Raw genomic sequence first — 15,510 nt, forward strand, 5'->3', positions numbered from 1 at the left:
ATGGAAGTCAATCAACCCGAAATCGTCGCGCAGGTTCGCGCGGCATTTGTCGACTACGAACGTGCGCTGGTCGACAACGACGTCGCGGCGATGAACGCGCTGTTCTGGCACACAGCGGAAACGGTCCGTTATGGCATTGCCGAAATTCAGCACGGCGGCGAGGCGATCCGCGCATGGCGCGAGCGTTGCGCGCCGGTGCCACCATCGCGCAAACTGCATCGAACCGTGGTGACGACGTTCGGCACGGATTTCGCGACCGTCAGCACTGAATTCACCAGCGACACGACGCCTTTGCTCGGCCGTCAGATGCAAACCTGGGCCAGGTTCGGCCCCACCGATGGCTGGAAGATTGTCGCCGCGCATGTCAGCCTGATCGATCCCGCCGTGATGTCGTGAAGCGTCGATAATAAGAAAACAGGACCTTGGCCTCATGAACGACGACCCGACGAATCTGCTGGAGACGCCCGACGCGGGATCTTCCATGCCGCACGACGCGCCCGCTGCACAGACCCAGGCGCAGATCCCGGCTGCGGCCAACCCGCTTGCTGAACAGGTTTATCAACAGCTGAAGAGCGACATCTTCAGTTTCAGGCTGTTTCCAGGCGACCGTTTCTCGGAGAACGGCATCGCGCAGCACTACGGCGTATCGCGCACGCCGATGCGCGACGGGCTGTTCCGGCTGCAGCGCGAGGGTTATCTGGAAGTCGGTTTCCGCCGTGGCTGGAAAGTGTCGCCGATCAATTTCGATCAGCTCGACCAGCTTTACGATTTGCGCATCGTTCTGGAAGTCGCCGCGGTCGAGCGAATCGGCGCGGGCGGTGAAGCCGCGCATGCGGCGCTCGAGACGCTGAAGGCGGTGTGGTGTGTCGCGCCTGAGTCACGCGAGAGCGTTCCGGTGAAAATGTTCGGCATGGACGAAAACTTTCACCGCCAACTGGTGGCCGCAACGGGCAACCTGGAAATGCTGCGTGTGCATAACGAAGTGACCGAGCGCATCCGCATTGTGCGGCGGCTCGATTTTCTGAAGCCGCACCGAACCAGCGCGACTTACGATGAGCATTCGACCATGCTGAATCTGATCGAACGCAATCGCGTGACCGAAGCAATCATCCTGCTGCGCGCGCATATCACGCAGAGCAAACTGGAAGTGCGCAAGATCACGCTATCGATGCTCGCGGCGGCGCGCGATAGCAAGTTGCCGTTTGTGTCGTGAACAGCGGCGCGTCGAACCACGCACGTCCACCGCGTCACACTCAATCGTAAGAGAACGCTCCGCCGAACTTCTCGATCCGTTCGAGTGCCATGCCCGAACCGCGCACCACGCAGGTGAGCGGCGCTTCGGCGACGAACACCGGCAAACCCGTTTCCTCCGCCAGCAGGCGATCCAGATCGCGCAACAACGCGCCGCCGCCCGCCAGCATGATGCCGCGCTCGGCGATATCCGCGCCGAGTTCCGGCGGCGTTTGCTCCAGTGCAATTTTCACCGCCGACACAATCTGATTCAGCGGATCGGTCAACGCTTCGAGAATCTCATTGCTCGACACCGTGAAGCTGCGCGGAATGCCTTCGGACATGTTGCGCCCTTTGACTTCCATCTCCAGCACTTCGGAGCCGGGGAATGCTGAGCCGATTTCCTTCTTGATCGCTTCGGCGGTTTGCTCGCCGATCAGCATCCCGTAGTTGCGGCGAATGTAGTTGACGATCGCGTCGTCGAACTTGTCGCCGCCCACTCGCACCGAGCCTTTATAGACGATGCCGCCGAGCGAGATCACGCCGACTTCGGTCGTGCCGCCGCCGATATCGACCACCATCGAGCCGGTCGCGTCCGACACCGGCAAACCCGCGCCGGTCGCGGCGGCCATCGGCTCTTCGATCAGATAGACCTGCGACGCGCCGGCGCTATGCGCGGCTTCCTTGATCGCGCGCCGTTCGACCTGGGTCGAACCGCACGGCACGCAGATGATGATGCGCGGCGACGGCGCGAACATCCGCGACTCGTGCGCCATCTGGATGAAGCGCTTGATCATCTGCTGGGTGATGTTGAAGTCGGCGATCACGCCGTCTTTCATCGGGCGGATCGCCTCGATGTTGCCGGGCACCTTGCCGAGCATCTGCTTGGCTTCCTTGCCGACGGCCAAGATGATTTTCTTGCCGTTCGGACCACCTTCCTGGCGGATCGAAACCACCGAAGGTTCGTCCAGCACGATGCCTTTGCCACGCATGTAGATCAGCGTGTTCGACGTGCCGAGGTCGATTGCCAGGTCATTGGAAAAATAACCGCGTAAAAAACCGAACATGCCTAATCCTGTCTCTCGGATGCCGGGCGCATGAGCGCCGCTTGGGAGCGCCGCGCGATGGCGGCAGGCGACCAGGTGACGGTCGGAAGAGAGGGAAGAATAACAGTTTCGGCTGCACGCGCGAGGTTGGCGGCCGAGGTTTGTGACGGCTTGGCCGGGATCGGAGGGCCGACGTGTGTCACGCGGGTTCGGCGTTCGCGAAGTGCTGACGAAGATGCTCGATCGCCCGGGCGGCGAACGAGGAAACCGGCCACTCCGACCGATGAATCAGCCACAACGTATCGACGACCGGTGGACCGCATTCCACCACCGCAATGGCGTCCTGCCGCGCAAACGCAGTGCGCGCATAGCGCGGCATCACCGTGAATCCCAGACCTCGCGCTACCGGTTCGAGAATCAATCCGATCTGATTGGTGAAACCTTGGCGGCGCAGCGTCTGAACCCCGGGATTGCCGGGAAAACGCCGGCTCAGCAGCCGGCTCGCCATCGCCTGGCCGTCAGGATGGTCGATAAAGCCGAGCCGTTCGAGGTCGCTCCACGCGTGGATGTCGGTCTGCGTGGCGGGCACGATCAGCTCCAGCGGTTCCTCGGTGAAATGACTTGCAGCGAGTCGCGGATCGTCCGGCTTGAGTGTGACGAGGCCGAGTTCGTATTGATTCTGTAATACCGCGGCGAGCACTTCGGAATCTGGCGCGAAGCGATGCCGTACGACCCAGCCGGGCTTCGCCTGTTGCAGCGCAAGCAGCATGGGAAACAGCGCAAGTCCGATACTGCCGGGGCTGATCAGACTGATTTCGCCCGATTCCGTGTCAGCGCCGCTCAGTCTCAGCCGCAAGCGCTTATCGGCTAGCTCGGTCTCTTCGCAATAAACGAGCAACGCGTGCCCGGCCGGCGTCAATTCCAGTTGACGCGGACGCCGGATCACCAGCAGCCCCAATTCGTTCTCCAGATGCCGCAGATGCTGGCTCACGGCGGCCTGCGTCAAGTGCAACCGTTCCGCCGCGCGCGTGAAGCTGCCGAGCTCGGCCAGGGTCGTAAACGTTCGCAGCCACTGCGGATTTAGCATAAGAATAATTTATCGAATTGATAATCTTGACGTAGTTTTAATTATAGCGGTGAGCGTTTAACCTTGTAGCACGTCAGGATTCCGCATAGCGAGTCTTGCTGATTCGCCAACCGGCTTGCCGGTGACCGACCTCGACGCTGCGGGCATGGGCTGCGCTCACGCACGTCGGCGAACAGATAGGCAGGGCGAGATCGCGGCAGGGGCAGTTGCAAACCGAACCGGGTTAGCCAATCCGAACCACCTGAAATTCGCCCGGCATGACCGGGAAATACTGGGAAATACGCATGTCAGCACTCTTCACACCGTTTCAACTCAAGGACGTCTCGCTACGCAACCGCATCGCCGTTCCGCCGATGTGCCAGTACAGCGCCGTCGACGGCTTTACCAATGCCTGGCATCAGGTCCACTACGCGAGCCTCGCACGCGGCGGCGCGGCGCTGGTGATCGTCGAGGCGACCGCGGTCTCGCCAGAAGGACGCATCACGCCGGCCTGCACGGGCTTGTGGAACGACGCGCAGGCGGAAGGCATGGCGCAGATCGCGGCGTCGATCAAGGCAGCGGGCGCGGTACCCGGCATCCAGATCGCGCACGCAGGGCGCAAGGCCAGCGCGAACCGTCCGTGGGAAGGCGACGATCACATTGCCGAAGGGGACCCGCGCGGCTGGGACACGCTGGCGCCGTCGGCAATCGCGTTCGGCGCGAATCTACCCAAAGTGCCGAAAGCGATGACGCTCGACGACATCGCCCGCGTGAAGGCGGACTTCGTGGCCGCCGCCCGCCGCGCACGCGACGCCGGTTTCGAATGGCTCGAATTGCATTTTGCGCATGGCTATCTCGCACAAAGCTTTTTCTCGGTGCACGCGAACCAGCGCGACGATCAATACGGCGGCGACCTCGCGGGCCGCAGCCGGTTCCTGCTGGAAACGCTCGAAGCAGTGCGCGAAGTGTGGCCGGCAAACCTGCCGCTGACCGCGCGTTTCGGCGTGATCGAATACGACGGGCGCGATGAGCAGACGCTCGACGAATCGATCGAACTGACGAAGGCGATGCGCCGTGGCGGCCTCGACATGCTGAGTGTCAGCGTCGGCTTCTCGACGCCGAAGGCGAAAATTCCGTGGGGACCTGCGTTTCTCGCACCGATTGCAGAGCGCGTGCGACGTGAAGGGGGATTGCCGGTGTCGTCGGCATGGGGCATCGACTCGCCGGAGAACTGCGAGCGCGTCATCGCACAGGAGCAACTCGATCTGGTGATGGTCGGCCGCGCGCATCTGGCCGATCCGCACTGGCCGTACTACGCGGCGCTGGCGCTGAAGGCCGAGAAGCCGTCGTGGGTGCTGCCCGCGCCGTACGCGCACTGGCTGGAGCGCTACGCGGTGGCGGAGTGACGGGTGGTGCAATGAGCGGCGTCGGTACTTGACGCGAGTTTGACGTGCGCCCGGCGCTTGCCAGTGAATGTCTGCGCCGGGTGCGTTTGAGTTGGTAATGGTGGCTTCAGGGGCTTGGGCGGCTTGAGCGACTTGAATGGCCTCAGCGGCTTGAACGGCTTCAGCGGCTTGAGTGGCTTCAGCGGCTTCAGCGCACCTAGCGCCCTGGAATCGGTCCTAACCGCGCCGCAATCGTCCTGCACGCCATCAGCAACGGCTCGATATAGCTGGCTTGCGCGTCGCCCTTCAAACGATAAGACGGCATGCTGATGCTGATGCACCCCACCGCTCGCCCATCGGTTCCGCGAATCGCCGCGCCATAGCAGGAGATCGCAACTTCGTTTTCTTCGCGGTCTTCGGCATAGCCACGCTGCTCGGTGGCAGTCACTTCTTTACGCACCGCGTCGAGCGTGACCAGCGTGTGTTCCGTGAAGCGCTCCAGCGGTGCGTCTTTCAGCAGCGCTTCGCGCTCGGCCACGCTTAGTGTGGCCAGATAAGCCTTGCCCACCGAGCTCGACGTGAGCGATACCCGTGTGCCGACGCGCGACGCCATGCGCACCGCGTGCGGACTTTCGAGCTTTTCGATGTACACCATCTCACCCTGACTCGGCACCGCAAGGTGGATTGTCTCTGACGTGACGTTGCGCAATTCCATTAGCGCATCGACGGCGGCGAGGCGTAAATCCGAACGCTCCCAGCTACGGCTCGCCAGATTCACGAGGCGCGGGCCGAGCCCGAACGTGGTGCCGTTTGCCGCCGCGACGATCAATCCCTCCGCCTGCAACGCGGCCACGATGCGATGGACAGTAGGGCGCGGATAGCCACTCGCCGCGCTCAGTTTCGCGACATTGGGCGGCGTCTCGGCGTCGGCGACCAGTTGCAGTACCGCAATGAATTTGGAGAATGCGGCAGCGCCGGCAACGGTTTTGGCATCGGTGGCACTGATGACACCGGCGGTATCTTTCGAAGGGGACGTGGGATCGGGAGTCGACATCAGAAGTAGTCAGGCACGGTTGAGCAATTATGCCTTTATCGCAGGCCTGGATGGTATCGATCCACCGTGGCCCCGCTCATAGTGGCCGCCGCGCGGCAAGCCGTCAGGCGACCAGATAGCCGCCGTCGACGGGCACGATCGCGCCCGTCATGAACGACGCCGCGGGCGTGCAGAGAAACGCCGCGACTTGCGCGACTTCGTCCGGCGTGCCCCAGCGACGCATCGGCGTGCGATCGAGAATTGCCTGCGAACGGCCGTCGTCGTCCTGCAACGCCTGGGTCAGCGGCGTGGCGATCCAGCCGGGTGCGATGGCGTTCACGCGAATGCCGTCGGCGGCGTACGCGAGCGCCAGCGACTTCGTCAACTGCGCAACCGCGCCCTTGCTCGCGCTATACGCGGGCACGAGACCACCGCCGAAGAAGCTCAGCATCGAAGCCGTATTGACGATGCATCCCGACGACGCCTTCAGCAACTCACGCGCCGCCGAGCACACCCGCATCGTGCCGTTCAGGTTGATGTCCATCACGCGCTCGAACACCTCGATGCGATGTTCTTCGATACGGCTGATCACCCCCGCGCAATTGACCACGATGTCGAGCCGGTCGAACGCTTTCAGCGCGGCAGCGACGTCATCGGTTGAGCGGACATCGAGCGTCACGCGTTCGATCTCGCGGTTCAGCGAATCCGGCGCGCCTTGCGGCAAGGGCAAACCGGCCGCAACCGTTTTTGCGCCGAGTTGCGCGAGTCCGTTGGCGATCGCCGCGCCGATTCCGGACAGGCCGCCGGTCACGAATGCGACCTTGCCTTCGAGGAGATTGTTCTGGAATGTCATAAAAGTCAGCAACGAGTGCTCAGGTTGAGATCAGACAGGTTGAGTGTTGGCCGTATCGGGCAGCGGCTCGGGCGCCACCTCTTTGACGACGAACAGATAGACGAAGGCAGCGGCGAACGCGACAGCCGCGCTGATCAGCAGCGCGTTGACGAACGAATGCGTCTGATCGACGACAATGCCCGTGATGACCGGCGCAAACGAGCCGCCCAGGTAACCGCCGAAGTTCTGCATGCTGCCGAGCGACGCGACCAGATGGCGCGGCGCGGCCACCGTGACCAGGGCCCACGCGCTGCCGCTGGACATATTCACGAAGAACATCGCAACCGACACATAGACGATCGCGAGCGTCGTGCTCGGCGTGTACGCGGCGGGCACCGTGAACGCCGCTGCACCGATCAGGCCGACGCAAACCGGCCACTTGCGGCTGCGGATCGGCGCCATGCCGCGCTGAAGCAGATAGTCGGCGATATAGCCGCTGCTCAACATGCCGATCGTGCCGAAAATATACGGAATCGACACGAGCCAGCCGGTATGCGCGATGCTCAGATGACGCTCGTTCTCGAGATAGCCGGGCAACCACGTGAGATACAGCCACACCATATAGATCACGCCCATGAAGCCGAAAATCATGCCCCAGGTATTGCGCAGCTTGAACAGCGCGCCCCATTCGGCGAAGCTCAAACCCTTCCTCGCGCGTTCCGCGGTCTGCACGGTACCTTCGTTCAGGTGAGCGGTTTCAGCTTCAGTCAGCGTGAGTTCGTCGCGATTGCGGTAGACCATGTACCAGCCGAGCGCCACGGCAATGCCGAGCACCCCCATGATGACGAACATGGTTCGCCAGCCGAAGGCCAGCATCAGCACGGTGAGCAGCGGCGGGGCGATCATCGGTGCAATCGTCGAAGAAGAGACGAAGGTGCCGGTCGGGCCGCCGCGCTCACGCACCGCGAACCATTCGTTGACGACCTTCGCGCCCGCCGGAAACAGCGGCGCTTCGGCGATGCCGAGCACGACCCGCGCCGCCAGAAAATGATTGAGCGTCTGGATGAAGCCGCCCGCCACCTGTGCAATCGACCACACCAGCATGCCGAGTCCGAGCATCACGCGCGATCCGAAGCGGTCGAGCAATGCGCCCACCGGCAGTTGCGCAAACGCATACGAGAGTGAGAACGCCGACAGCAGCAGCCCCATCTGCGAAGCGGACAGATGAAGCTCCTGACTGACCAGATGATTCGCAATCGACAGCGTACTGCGGTCGAGATAGTTGACCACGCCCGCAATCGTCAGAAAGACGACCGCCACGACCTGGATGCGTTTCAGACGCTGTGATTTTTGAAGCATGTTTGTCTCCTGCCTGATGTGGTTTTTCGGTGGTTTTTCGGTGGTTTTTCGGTGGTTTTAATCGTGCTGATGCAACGCTTCGGTATCGGTATCGGTATCAGTAAGTGGCCCGCCCGCCGGACAGATCGAAAATCGCGCCAGTGCTGAACGAGCACGAATCGGAACACAGCCAGAGCGCAAGCTGCGCGACTTCCTGTGTGGTGCCGAGGCGTCCCAGCGGGCTTTTGTCGATCATCGTCTGTACGTGAGCCGGCGCCATCTGCGCGAGTAGCGAGGTTTCGACAGCAGCCGGCGCGATGCCGTTGACGAGGATGCCGGTTTGCGCCAGTTCCTTGCCGAGCGACTTCGTCATCGCGATCACACCGGCTTTCGCTGCGCTATACGCCGATGCATTCGGCGTGCCTTCCTTGCCCGCCAGCGAGGCCACGTTGACGATGCGCCCGCTGTTCGCACGCCGCATCACCGGCACGACGAAGCGGCTCACGTGATACGTGCCGAGCAGATTCACGTCGATCACGCGTTGCCATTCGAGCGGATCGTATTGGTCGAGCGGCATCGTCGGGCCCGCGAAACCCGCGTTGTTCACGAGGTAATCGATCCGGCCATACGCGTCGAGGGTGGCTGCCAGCGCAGCCTCGATCGACGCGGGCCGCGTGATGTCCACGGCGAAGTGGCGCGGCGCGTGCGGCGCGTCGAGATCGCCCGGCACGCGGTCCCAGTTGACCACCGACGCGCCGTTCAGCGCGAAGGCATCGCAGATGGCGCGGCCGATGCCCGTCGCCGCGCCCGTCACCACCGCAACACGCCCCGCAAAATCGTAGCGGGCGAAGCTGGCGTGCGAGCTCATCGGATGAACTGGTCCACGTAGTCCTCGCCGAGGCCGACTGCCGCGTAGTGCTTGCGGCACATGTCGATTTTCGTGAACACGTCTTCGTAGCCGGTGTAGTTGCCGTACGGGTCGCAATAGAACATCACGCCGTTCACCTGGAAGTACGTGATCATTTCCTCGACGTCTTCCGGCACGTACAACGTGTGTGTTTCGCCCGGCGGTTCGTAAACGTAGCTGCCTTCGGTGGCTTCCCAGTCATGCTCCAGATAACGCCAGCGCCCCTTCAGCACCATGCCGTGTACGCTCTGCGGATGCCGATGGCGGCTCAGCACACCGGACTTGCGCACGCGCAGCAGGTTCATCCAGTAACCTTGCGATGCGTTCAGGCACAGCGGGCGGAACGACACGTTTTCCGCCTGCGGGACCCACACGCGTTCATCGGTCGGGATCGCGAAAGGGACGACGATTTCCTGTTGCGCTTCCTTCGGGAAGGGCAACTGGTAGGGCGTCATCGGGGAATAAGCAGCCTCAGACATGCGGAGATCCTCTTTTCAAAATGTCCATATTGTGGACGTATAGTCCACGATATGGTTATTATCGGGATGCGATGCAGCCGAGGTCAATCCTGGGGGAATTACTGAGACGCATACTTCACGCACCACGCAGCGATACTCCAGAACGCAAAAAAGCCGGCGTGTCGCCACGCCGGCTTGTCTGTGCAACATCAGCGGTTATGCCGCCGGGTGCGATTTATTTGCTTTGGGCAACACCCATCGGTGACTGCGCGCCAAGACTGCTGCGCGCTTTCTTTACGTCGTCGACGGAAACCGGGGCGGCTGCATTGCCCCAGCTATTGCGCACATACGTCGAGAGGGCGGCGATGTCGCCGTCGGTCAGCTTCCAGCTGAAGTTCGGCATGGCCGCGCCAGTCGGATTGCTCTGGGTGACCGCGCCACGACTGCCGATCAGGATCGTGCGCAGCATGTTGGACGCGTCCGGCGCGCGCACACCCGCGCTATCGGCCAGCGACGACACCATGCCCGTCACGCCTTCGCCCGATGAGCGGTGGCACGCCGCGCAGTTCGCCATGAACAGCGAGTGGCCGAGGGTCATCGTCGAGTCGGTCGACGCCAGCGGGGCGGGCGCTTTCTGACCCGAACCCGGCAAGCTCTTCAGATACACGCCGATCGCATGCAGATCCGCCGTGCTCAGGTATTGCAGCGAGTTCGTCACGGCTTCGGCCATCGGACCCGATGCGACGCTGCGGTTGTTGCCGCCCGTCTGCAGGTACTCGACGATCTCATCCGTCGACCAGTGGCCCAGCCCCGTGTACGGATTGCCGGTGATCTCCGGCGCGTGCCAGCCTTCCAGCGAGCCGCCTTGCAACAACGCCTTGTCGCCGCCAAGGAAGTTCTTCGCGGTATGGCACGACGCGCAGTGTCCGAGTCCTTCGACCAGATACGCACCCCGATTCCATTCCACCGACTGCGTGTCGTCGTGTTTGAACGGCGTGTTGTCGAAGAACAGCAGGTTCCAGCCGAACATCAGCATGCGGATGTTGAACGGGAAGGGCAGTTGATTCGCGTCGACCTTGTTGTTCACGGCCGGGACCGTGTCGAGGTAGGCCTTGATATCGCGCACGTCCTGGTCGCTGACCTTCGCGTACGCGGTGTACGGCATGGCCGGGTACAGGAATTCGCCGTGCTTGCCACGGCCCTGTTTCACCGCGCGGATGAATTCCGCGTCGCTCCAGGTGCCGATGCCGGTGTCCTTGTCGGGCGTGATATTGCTTGCGACGATCTTGCCGAACGGCGTTTGCAACGGCAATCCGCCTGCGAACGGCTTACCGCCTTCTGCCGTGTGACAGGCGATGCAATCGCCGGCGCGCGCGAGGTACATCCCGCGTTTGATCACGTCGGCGTCGGAACCTGCCGAAGAAGCAAGCGGCGCGGCCGTCGAAGACGGCGCGCTCTGCGCGTGCGCATCGTCCGCATGATCCCACGCGACGAACGCCGCGGCGGCCAGCACCACCGCGCTGAAAGAACCCATGAGTGTCTTGATTCGCACGATCAGATCCTCACCAGTGGGCCCGGTGACTTCAGGTACTGCCTCTTGATCGCTTCCGCCGCCCAAAGCGTGGTCGCCCCGACGGTGCCGGTCGGGTTATAGCCGCCGTTGTTGGCGAATGCGGACGCGCCCACCACGAACGTGTTGTGCACATCCCAGCTTTGCAGATAGCGATTCAGCGCGCTCGTCTTCGGATCGTCGCCGATGATCGCGCCGCCCGTAGTGTGCGACGACAGGTTGTCCATCGGCGAGAACGGCTTGGTGGTCGGCTCACTGCGGACGACGGTTTTCGCGCCCATCGCGTGGCCGATCTCTTCGGACTTGTCGGCCATGAACTTCGCCGAGCGCTTGTCGTTTTCGATCCAGTCGAACGTCACACGCAGAAGCGGACGGCCAAAGCGGTCCTTGTATTCCGGATCGAGATCGAGGAACACGTCGCGATGCGGATAGCTGTTGCCCATCACGTAGATCGAGTTGTAGTTCTGGTACGCGTGCTGATACGCCTTCTTCCACTCGCTGCCCCAACGCGGCGTGCCGGGCGGCACACCGTTGGCCAGACCGATCGGCCGGCCGTTGGTGGAGTGCACGAGCGCCACACCGCCGCCGATGAAATCGTGGTTCGTGTGGTCGAAGTTGTCGCTGTTGAAGTCGTCGATTGCCTGGGCCAGCGCGCCCGCGCCGATGAACGGATTGAGCCGCTCGTTCTCGAAGAAAATCGATGCGCCCGAGATGGTCTGGTACGCGTAATTACGACCCACGACGCCTTCGCCGGTATCGCGGTTATACGGCTTGCCGATCCCCGACAGCAGCATCAGACGCACGTTGTCCATCTGGTACGCCGAGATCACGACGATGTCGGCGGGCTGTTCCCATTCGTTGTTGTCGTGATCGACAAACGTGACGCCCGTCGCGGTCTTTTTGTCTTCCGCGAGATTCACACGCAGCACTTCGGATTCCGTGATCACGCTGAAATTCTTGCGCTGCATCAGCGCGGGCATGATGCACGCCTGCGGGCTGCTCTTCGACCAGTTGCCGCAACCGAAAAACTCGCAATAACCGCAGTAGGTGCACGGCGCCATATGCACGCCGAGCGGATTCACATACGCGCCGGACGTGTTGCCCGCCGGCACCGGAAACGGGTGATAGCCAAGACCGCGCGTCGCCTTGTCGAACATCGTCGCGACCCGCGTGCGCTCCAGCGGCGGCAGCGGATAGTCGCGATTGCGCGGACCTTCGAACGGATTGCCGCCTTCCTGCACCTTGCCCTGAATGTTGCCCGCGCGGCCCGAGGTGCCCGCGAGGCGTTCGAACTTGTCGTAGTAGGGCTCGAGATCCGCGTAGGTGACGCCCCAGTCCTGAACCTGCATGCCTTCGAGGAATTTGCTCTTGCCGTAACGCTCGACCGTGTTCGTATAGGTCTGAAAATCGTTCGGCAGGAAGCGCCAGGTCATGCCGTTCCAGTGCGTGCCCGCGCCGCCGACGCCGATGCCGAACTGGTACGTGTTCCAGTCGCGCAACGGCAGCGCGGTCTGATCAACGTTGTTGCGGAACGTGAGCGTTTCGAGCGCGGGCGGCTGCATCAGCGCGCGGCGCGTGGCGAAACGCAATTCGTCGGTGTCGACGGTGGTGGGGAAGTCGCTGCTGGTGTCGCGCCATGCGCCGCGTTCGATCGCGACCACGTTCAAACCCGCGAGGGTCAATTCGTTCGCCATCAGCGAGCCGGCCCAGCCGAGCCCGACAATGACGGCATCGGCCTTAGCACGTTTGAGTGCCATGTGTTTCTCCGCTTGTTGCAGGTGGGGATGAAGCGCGCGTCAATCAGCTCTTGCGGCTGATGAGGCTGATCGGAATGATCTTCAGGTCTTCGCCCTGACGGCCGATCACGTCGCGGAAATCGTATTGCGCGCCGGGAAAGCCGAGCATCTTCCAGCCGGCCATGTCTTTATTGCCGCCGTAGATCGGATCGGCGAAGAAGCCTTCGCGCACGTTCTGCAAGACCATGTTGAAGAACGCTTTCGAGTCGACCGTGGCGAGTTGGAGACTGCCGGCTTCGAGTTGCGTGAGCAGCGCATCCTGCTGCGCCGGCGAAAGCTCATTGAAGGCTTTGCCGCTGAAGCTTTGCTTGCAGTGATCGTCGAGCGATTCGAGACCCGCGCGATAGCGTTCGGCGGGCGTGTCCTTGAACTGCGGACCCTGGCTGGGCGTGCCCGGCCGGATATCGCCGAGGCGGTATTGGGTGGCCGCGCGGCCATAGTCGCCGCTCAACTGGCGGTCGATAAACAGCGCGCAACCCGCGTCCTTGCCGCCGATGCTCAGTTCGTCTGCAGGAATCAGACGGTCGGCGATGGCCTCGACCGCGGCGACTTCGTTGGCGGTGAAGAACTTCCAGCCATCTGGCACGACCGGTTCAGGCAGCACGACCGGATCCTTGAACCACGGCATGCCGCCGAAAATCACGCGGGCCTTGGCGACCGCGATACCTGCGGCCATCAGCACCAGTGATGAAAGAAATTTGCGCCGAAGCAAGTCGTTCTCCCGGAAATCAAACGCCAATGCGAATAAAAAATGGAACGCTCACGAGCCGTTTCGACGTCGTTCTGAGGTTCCGTTGCGACGATATTCTAACTGGTTAGTTAAAAATTCACAGCCGAAATGGCTTGCCGGTCGGGTGTGCGCAGTGCGCAAGAGGCAGTCAATGCGCGGAATTGGTGGCTGTTGACCCGTCTCTTCGACGAAGCGAAGGGGGTAGGCCATCTATTATCATTAGAGGGTTACTGGGTGGAAAAAGCGTATTGAAAGCTTGAACACCCTTGGATCATGCTGGTTTTCGAGGCGATTTATGTCGACGGACGCAAACGCAATCACGGATGAACTGGTCGCTGGAGCGGCCGATCGCCTGATTCAGGAAGGTCGGAAGGTGTCTGCTGTGGCCGTCTGGTCACAGGTTCAGGGCGAATCGATCGTCGCTGTTGCGGCGGCGCTCGATCGCTGGCGCGAAACGCGCGAGCTTCAAACACCGCCCACGCAGGCGGCAGCGGCGTTGCCTGAGAATCTTGCCGAAACGATTGTCGGCGCGGCTTCGCGAATCTGGTCCGCCGCTCACGACGAAGCGCAGCGGGTAGCCAGCCAACGCGTGGAGGTCGTCAATCGCCATCTCGAGTCCACGCTCACGGAACGCAGTGAAGCGCTGGCCGAGTATCAGAAGACGGTCGAAGCAATCAGGATCGAGCGCGAGCGGCTCGCCGCGTTGACCGAAGCACACACGGCGTCGGAGCGGGCAGCTGCGCGTCTTTCGACCGAACTGGCCGCCGCGACCGAACGCGTCGACGCGGCGGAGACGCGCGTCGGCGAACTCGTGCAGCGGGCCTCGCAAGACGACACCCGGATCGAGTATCTGGAGTCCGCGCTCGACGACGCGCGGGCGACGTTCGCGTCGGTGGTCGCGAGCAAGGACGAGGAGCTCGCGCGGGTCAATCACGAGCGCGATGGGTCGGATCAGGCCGCCGCGCTTCTGTCGACGGAACTCGCGAGCGCGATCAGCCGCGCGGAAGCAGCCGAGGCGCGTGTCGGCGAACTGATGCAGCACACATCGGAAAACGACGCGCGGCTCGAAGCCACCCAGGCCGCGCTCGATGAGACGCGTGAAAAGTTGAGTTCGGTCACAGGCGTCGTTTCGGCCAAAGACGAAGAGATCGCACGCATCACCCGTGAGCGCGATGACGCGCGGCGCGAAGCCGCCACGTTGAGCGAAGCAGATGAAGCGAAGTCCGCAGAACTGGCACGGTTGACCGAAGAATCCGGCGCAGCGACGGCTCGTGCCGATGCCGCGACGGCACTGGCGAACGAGCATCTTGCACGGATTTCCGCGCGGGAAGCCGATCTGGATGAAGTCCGCACCGCGCTGGCGGCGGAGCGCCATACGTCGGCGACGCGACTGGAAGAAGCGTCAATTCATCTGGAGGAGCTGCAGCGTCTGGTCGAAGCGCTGGAGAAAGCGAATCACGAGATTTCGGCGCTGCAAGGGGCGAAGGCCGCAGCAAGCGATGCAGTGGCTCAGGCTGCGCAGCAGGTTGCCGAGGTGATGGCGCGTGCTGAGCGGGCTGAGCAGCAGGTTGCCGCTTTGGAAGACGCAAAAGCGGCGATGAGCGATGAAGTGGCTCAGGCTGCGCAGCAGGTCTCTGCGGCGATGCAGCGGGCTGAAATTGCCGAGATGCAAGTCCTCGAACTGCAAGACTCAAAAGCGGCCGCGAGCGATGAAATGGCTCAGGCCGCTCAACAGCTATCGGCCGCGATGCAGCGGGCCGAAGCTGCAGAGATGCAAGTCCTCGAACTGCAAGACGCAAAAGCGGCCGCGAGCGATGAAATGGCTCAGTCCGCTCAACAGCTATCGGCCGCGATGCAGCGGGCCGAATCTGCAGAGATGCAAGTCCTCGAACTGCAAGACTCGAAAGCGGCCGCGAGCGATGAAATGGCTCAGGCCGCTCAACAGCTATCGGCGGCGATGCAGCGGGCCGAAGCTGCAGAGATGCAAGTCCTCGAACTGCAAGACTCGAAAGCGGCCGCGAGCGATGAAATGGCTCAGTCCGCTCAACAGCTATCGGCCGCGATGCAGCGGGCCGAATCTGCAGAGATGCAAGTCCTCGAACTGCAAGACTCGAAAGCG

Annotated in this window: 14 protein-coding genes; 4 read left to right on the forward strand and 10 right to left on the reverse strand. The window is 62.5% G+C overall.

Annotation, left to right across the window (positions count from 1 at the left end):
• Positions 1-396 (forward strand): oxalurate catabolism protein HpxZ, encoded by a 396-nt coding sequence (hpxZ, locus tag LMG28727_RS05780; protein WP_201641328.1) that lies wholly within the window; start codon positions 1-3, stop codon positions 394-396.
• A gap of 34 nt (positions 397-430) precedes the next feature.
• A complete protein-coding gene (locus LMG28727_RS05785) occupies positions 431-1,213 on the forward strand; it encodes a GntR family transcriptional regulator (RefSeq protein ID WP_201641329.1) in 783 nt (260 codons plus the stop codon).
• 40 nt (positions 1,214-1,253) lie between these two features.
• Here the strand turns inward: LMG28727_RS05785 and LMG28727_RS05790 are convergent, their stop codons facing one another.
• Together LMG28727_RS05790 and LMG28727_RS05795 are read right to left on the reverse strand one after the other, a co-directional pair.
• Positions 1,254-2,297: a rod shape-determining protein gene (locus LMG28727_RS05790; RefSeq protein WP_074768585.1), complete on the reverse strand. Its 1,044-nt coding sequence runs from the start codon at positions 2,295-2,297 to the stop codon at positions 1,254-1,256.
• A gap of 178 nt (positions 2,298-2,475) precedes the next feature.
• Positions 2,476-3,363 (reverse strand): LysR family transcriptional regulator, encoded by an 888-nt coding sequence (locus LMG28727_RS05795; RefSeq protein ID WP_201641330.1) that lies wholly within the window; start codon positions 3,361-3,363, stop codon positions 2,476-2,478.
• 284 nt (positions 3,364-3,647) lie between these two features.
• Between LMG28727_RS05795 and LMG28727_RS05800 the strand changes: the two genes are divergently transcribed.
• Positions 3,648-4,748 carry an NADH:flavin oxidoreductase/NADH oxidase gene (locus LMG28727_RS05800; protein ID WP_201641331.1) on the forward strand — a complete coding sequence of 367 codons (1,101 nt, stop codon included), beginning with the start codon at positions 3,648-3,650 and terminating at the stop codon, positions 4,746-4,748.
• 196 nt (positions 4,749-4,944) lie between these two features.
• Here LMG28727_RS05800 and LMG28727_RS05805 read toward each other — a convergent pair whose 3' ends face one another.
• From LMG28727_RS05805 to LMG28727_RS05840, 8 genes are all read right to left on the reverse strand, one after another.
• Positions 4,945-5,781 carry an IclR family transcriptional regulator gene (locus LMG28727_RS05805; protein ID WP_201641332.1) on the reverse strand — a complete coding sequence of 279 codons (837 nt, stop codon included), beginning with the start codon at positions 5,779-5,781 and terminating at the stop codon, positions 4,945-4,947.
• A gap of 103 nt (positions 5,782-5,884) precedes the next feature.
• On the reverse strand, positions 5,885-6,613 hold the full coding sequence (locus tag LMG28727_RS05810; RefSeq protein WP_201641333.1) for an SDR family NAD(P)-dependent oxidoreductase: 729 nt from the start codon (positions 6,611-6,613) through the stop codon (positions 5,885-5,887).
• A 30-nt stretch (positions 6,614-6,643) separates the two neighbouring features.
• Positions 6,644-7,951 carry an MFS transporter gene (locus tag LMG28727_RS05815; protein WP_201641334.1) on the reverse strand — a complete coding sequence of 436 codons (1,308 nt, stop codon included), beginning with the start codon at positions 7,949-7,951 and terminating at the stop codon, positions 6,644-6,646.
• 97 nt (positions 7,952-8,048) lie between these two features.
• Positions 8,049-8,798 (reverse strand): SDR family NAD(P)-dependent oxidoreductase, encoded by a 750-nt coding sequence (locus tag LMG28727_RS05820; RefSeq protein WP_201641335.1) that lies wholly within the window; start codon positions 8,796-8,798, stop codon positions 8,049-8,051.
• Positions 8,795-9,316: a 2,4'-dihydroxyacetophenone dioxygenase family protein gene (locus LMG28727_RS05825; RefSeq protein ID WP_074768558.1), complete on the reverse strand. Its 522-nt coding sequence runs from the start codon at positions 9,314-9,316 to the stop codon at positions 8,795-8,797. The genes LMG28727_RS05820 and LMG28727_RS05825 overlap by 4 nt, the downstream gene beginning before the upstream one ends.
• A 214-nt stretch (positions 9,317-9,530) precedes the next feature.
• The gene (locus LMG28727_RS05830) at positions 9,531-10,829 is read right to left on the reverse strand and encodes a cytochrome c (RefSeq protein ID WP_201641336.1); all 1,299 of its coding nucleotides are present in this window, start codon (positions 10,827-10,829) and stop codon (positions 9,531-9,533) included.
• Positions 10,830-10,849: 20 nt separating this feature from the next.
• Positions 10,850-12,622, reverse strand: a complete 1,773-nt coding sequence (locus LMG28727_RS05835) for a GMC family oxidoreductase (protein WP_201641337.1) — start codon at positions 12,620-12,622, stop codon at positions 10,850-10,852.
• Positions 12,623-12,665: 43 nt separating this feature from the next.
• Positions 12,666-13,373 carry a gluconate 2-dehydrogenase subunit 3 family protein gene (locus LMG28727_RS05840; protein ID WP_201641338.1) on the reverse strand — a complete coding sequence of 236 codons (708 nt, stop codon included), beginning with the start codon at positions 13,371-13,373 and terminating at the stop codon, positions 12,666-12,668.
• Positions 13,374-13,686: 313 nt separating this feature from the next.
• Here LMG28727_RS05840 and LMG28727_RS05845 point away from each other — a divergent pair.
• On the forward strand, positions 13,687-15,510 hold a 1,824-nt coding region (locus tag LMG28727_RS05845; RefSeq protein ID WP_201641339.1), incomplete at its 3' end, for a DNA-binding protein.

Source organism: Paraburkholderia metrosideri (genome assembly GCF_904848625.1).
Taxonomy (GTDB): domain Bacteria; phylum Pseudomonadota; class Gammaproteobacteria; order Burkholderiales; family Burkholderiaceae; genus Paraburkholderia; species Paraburkholderia metrosideri.

What these genes read in the sequence shown, in the direction of transcription:
- hpxZ (WP_201641328.1), top strand. Translation starts at nt 1, where the DNA reads ATGGAAGTCAATCAACCCGAAATCGTCGCGCAGGTTCGCGCGGCATTT.
- LMG28727_RS05785 (WP_201641329.1), top strand. Translation starts at nt 431, where the DNA reads ATGAACGACGACCCGACGAATCTGCTGGAGACGCCCGACGCGGGATCT.
- LMG28727_RS05790 (WP_074768585.1), bottom strand. Translation starts at nt 2,297, where the DNA reads ATGTTCGGTTTTTTACGCGGTTATTTTTCCAATGACCTGGCAATCGAC.
- LMG28727_RS05795 (WP_201641330.1), bottom strand. Translation starts at nt 3,363, where the DNA reads ATGCTAAATCCGCAGTGGCTGCGAACGTTTACGACCCTGGCCGAGCTC.
- LMG28727_RS05800 (WP_201641331.1), top strand. Translation starts at nt 3,648, where the DNA reads ATGTCAGCACTCTTCACACCGTTTCAACTCAAGGACGTCTCGCTACGC.
- LMG28727_RS05805 (WP_201641332.1), bottom strand. Translation starts at nt 5,781, where the DNA reads ATGTCGACTCCCGATCCCACGTCCCCTTCGAAAGATACCGCCGGTGTC.
- LMG28727_RS05810 (WP_201641333.1), bottom strand. Translation starts at nt 6,613, where the DNA reads ATGACATTCCAGAACAATCTCCTCGAAGGCAAGGTCGCATTCGTGACC.
- LMG28727_RS05815 (WP_201641334.1), bottom strand. Translation starts at nt 7,951, where the DNA reads ATGCTTCAAAAATCACAGCGTCTGAAACGCATCCAGGTCGTGGCGGTC.
- LMG28727_RS05820 (WP_201641335.1), bottom strand. Translation starts at nt 8,798, where the DNA reads ATGAGCTCGCACGCCAGCTTCGCCCGCTACGATTTTGCGGGGCGTGTT.
- LMG28727_RS05825 (WP_074768558.1), bottom strand. Translation starts at nt 9,316, where the DNA reads ATGTCTGAGGCTGCTTATTCCCCGATGACGCCCTACCAGTTGCCCTTC.
- LMG28727_RS05830 (WP_201641336.1), bottom strand. Translation starts at nt 10,829, where the DNA reads ATGGGTTCTTTCAGCGCGGTGGTGCTGGCCGCCGCGGCGTTCGTCGCG.
- LMG28727_RS05835 (WP_201641337.1), bottom strand. Translation starts at nt 12,622, where the DNA reads ATGGCACTCAAACGTGCTAAGGCCGATGCCGTCATTGTCGGGCTCGGC.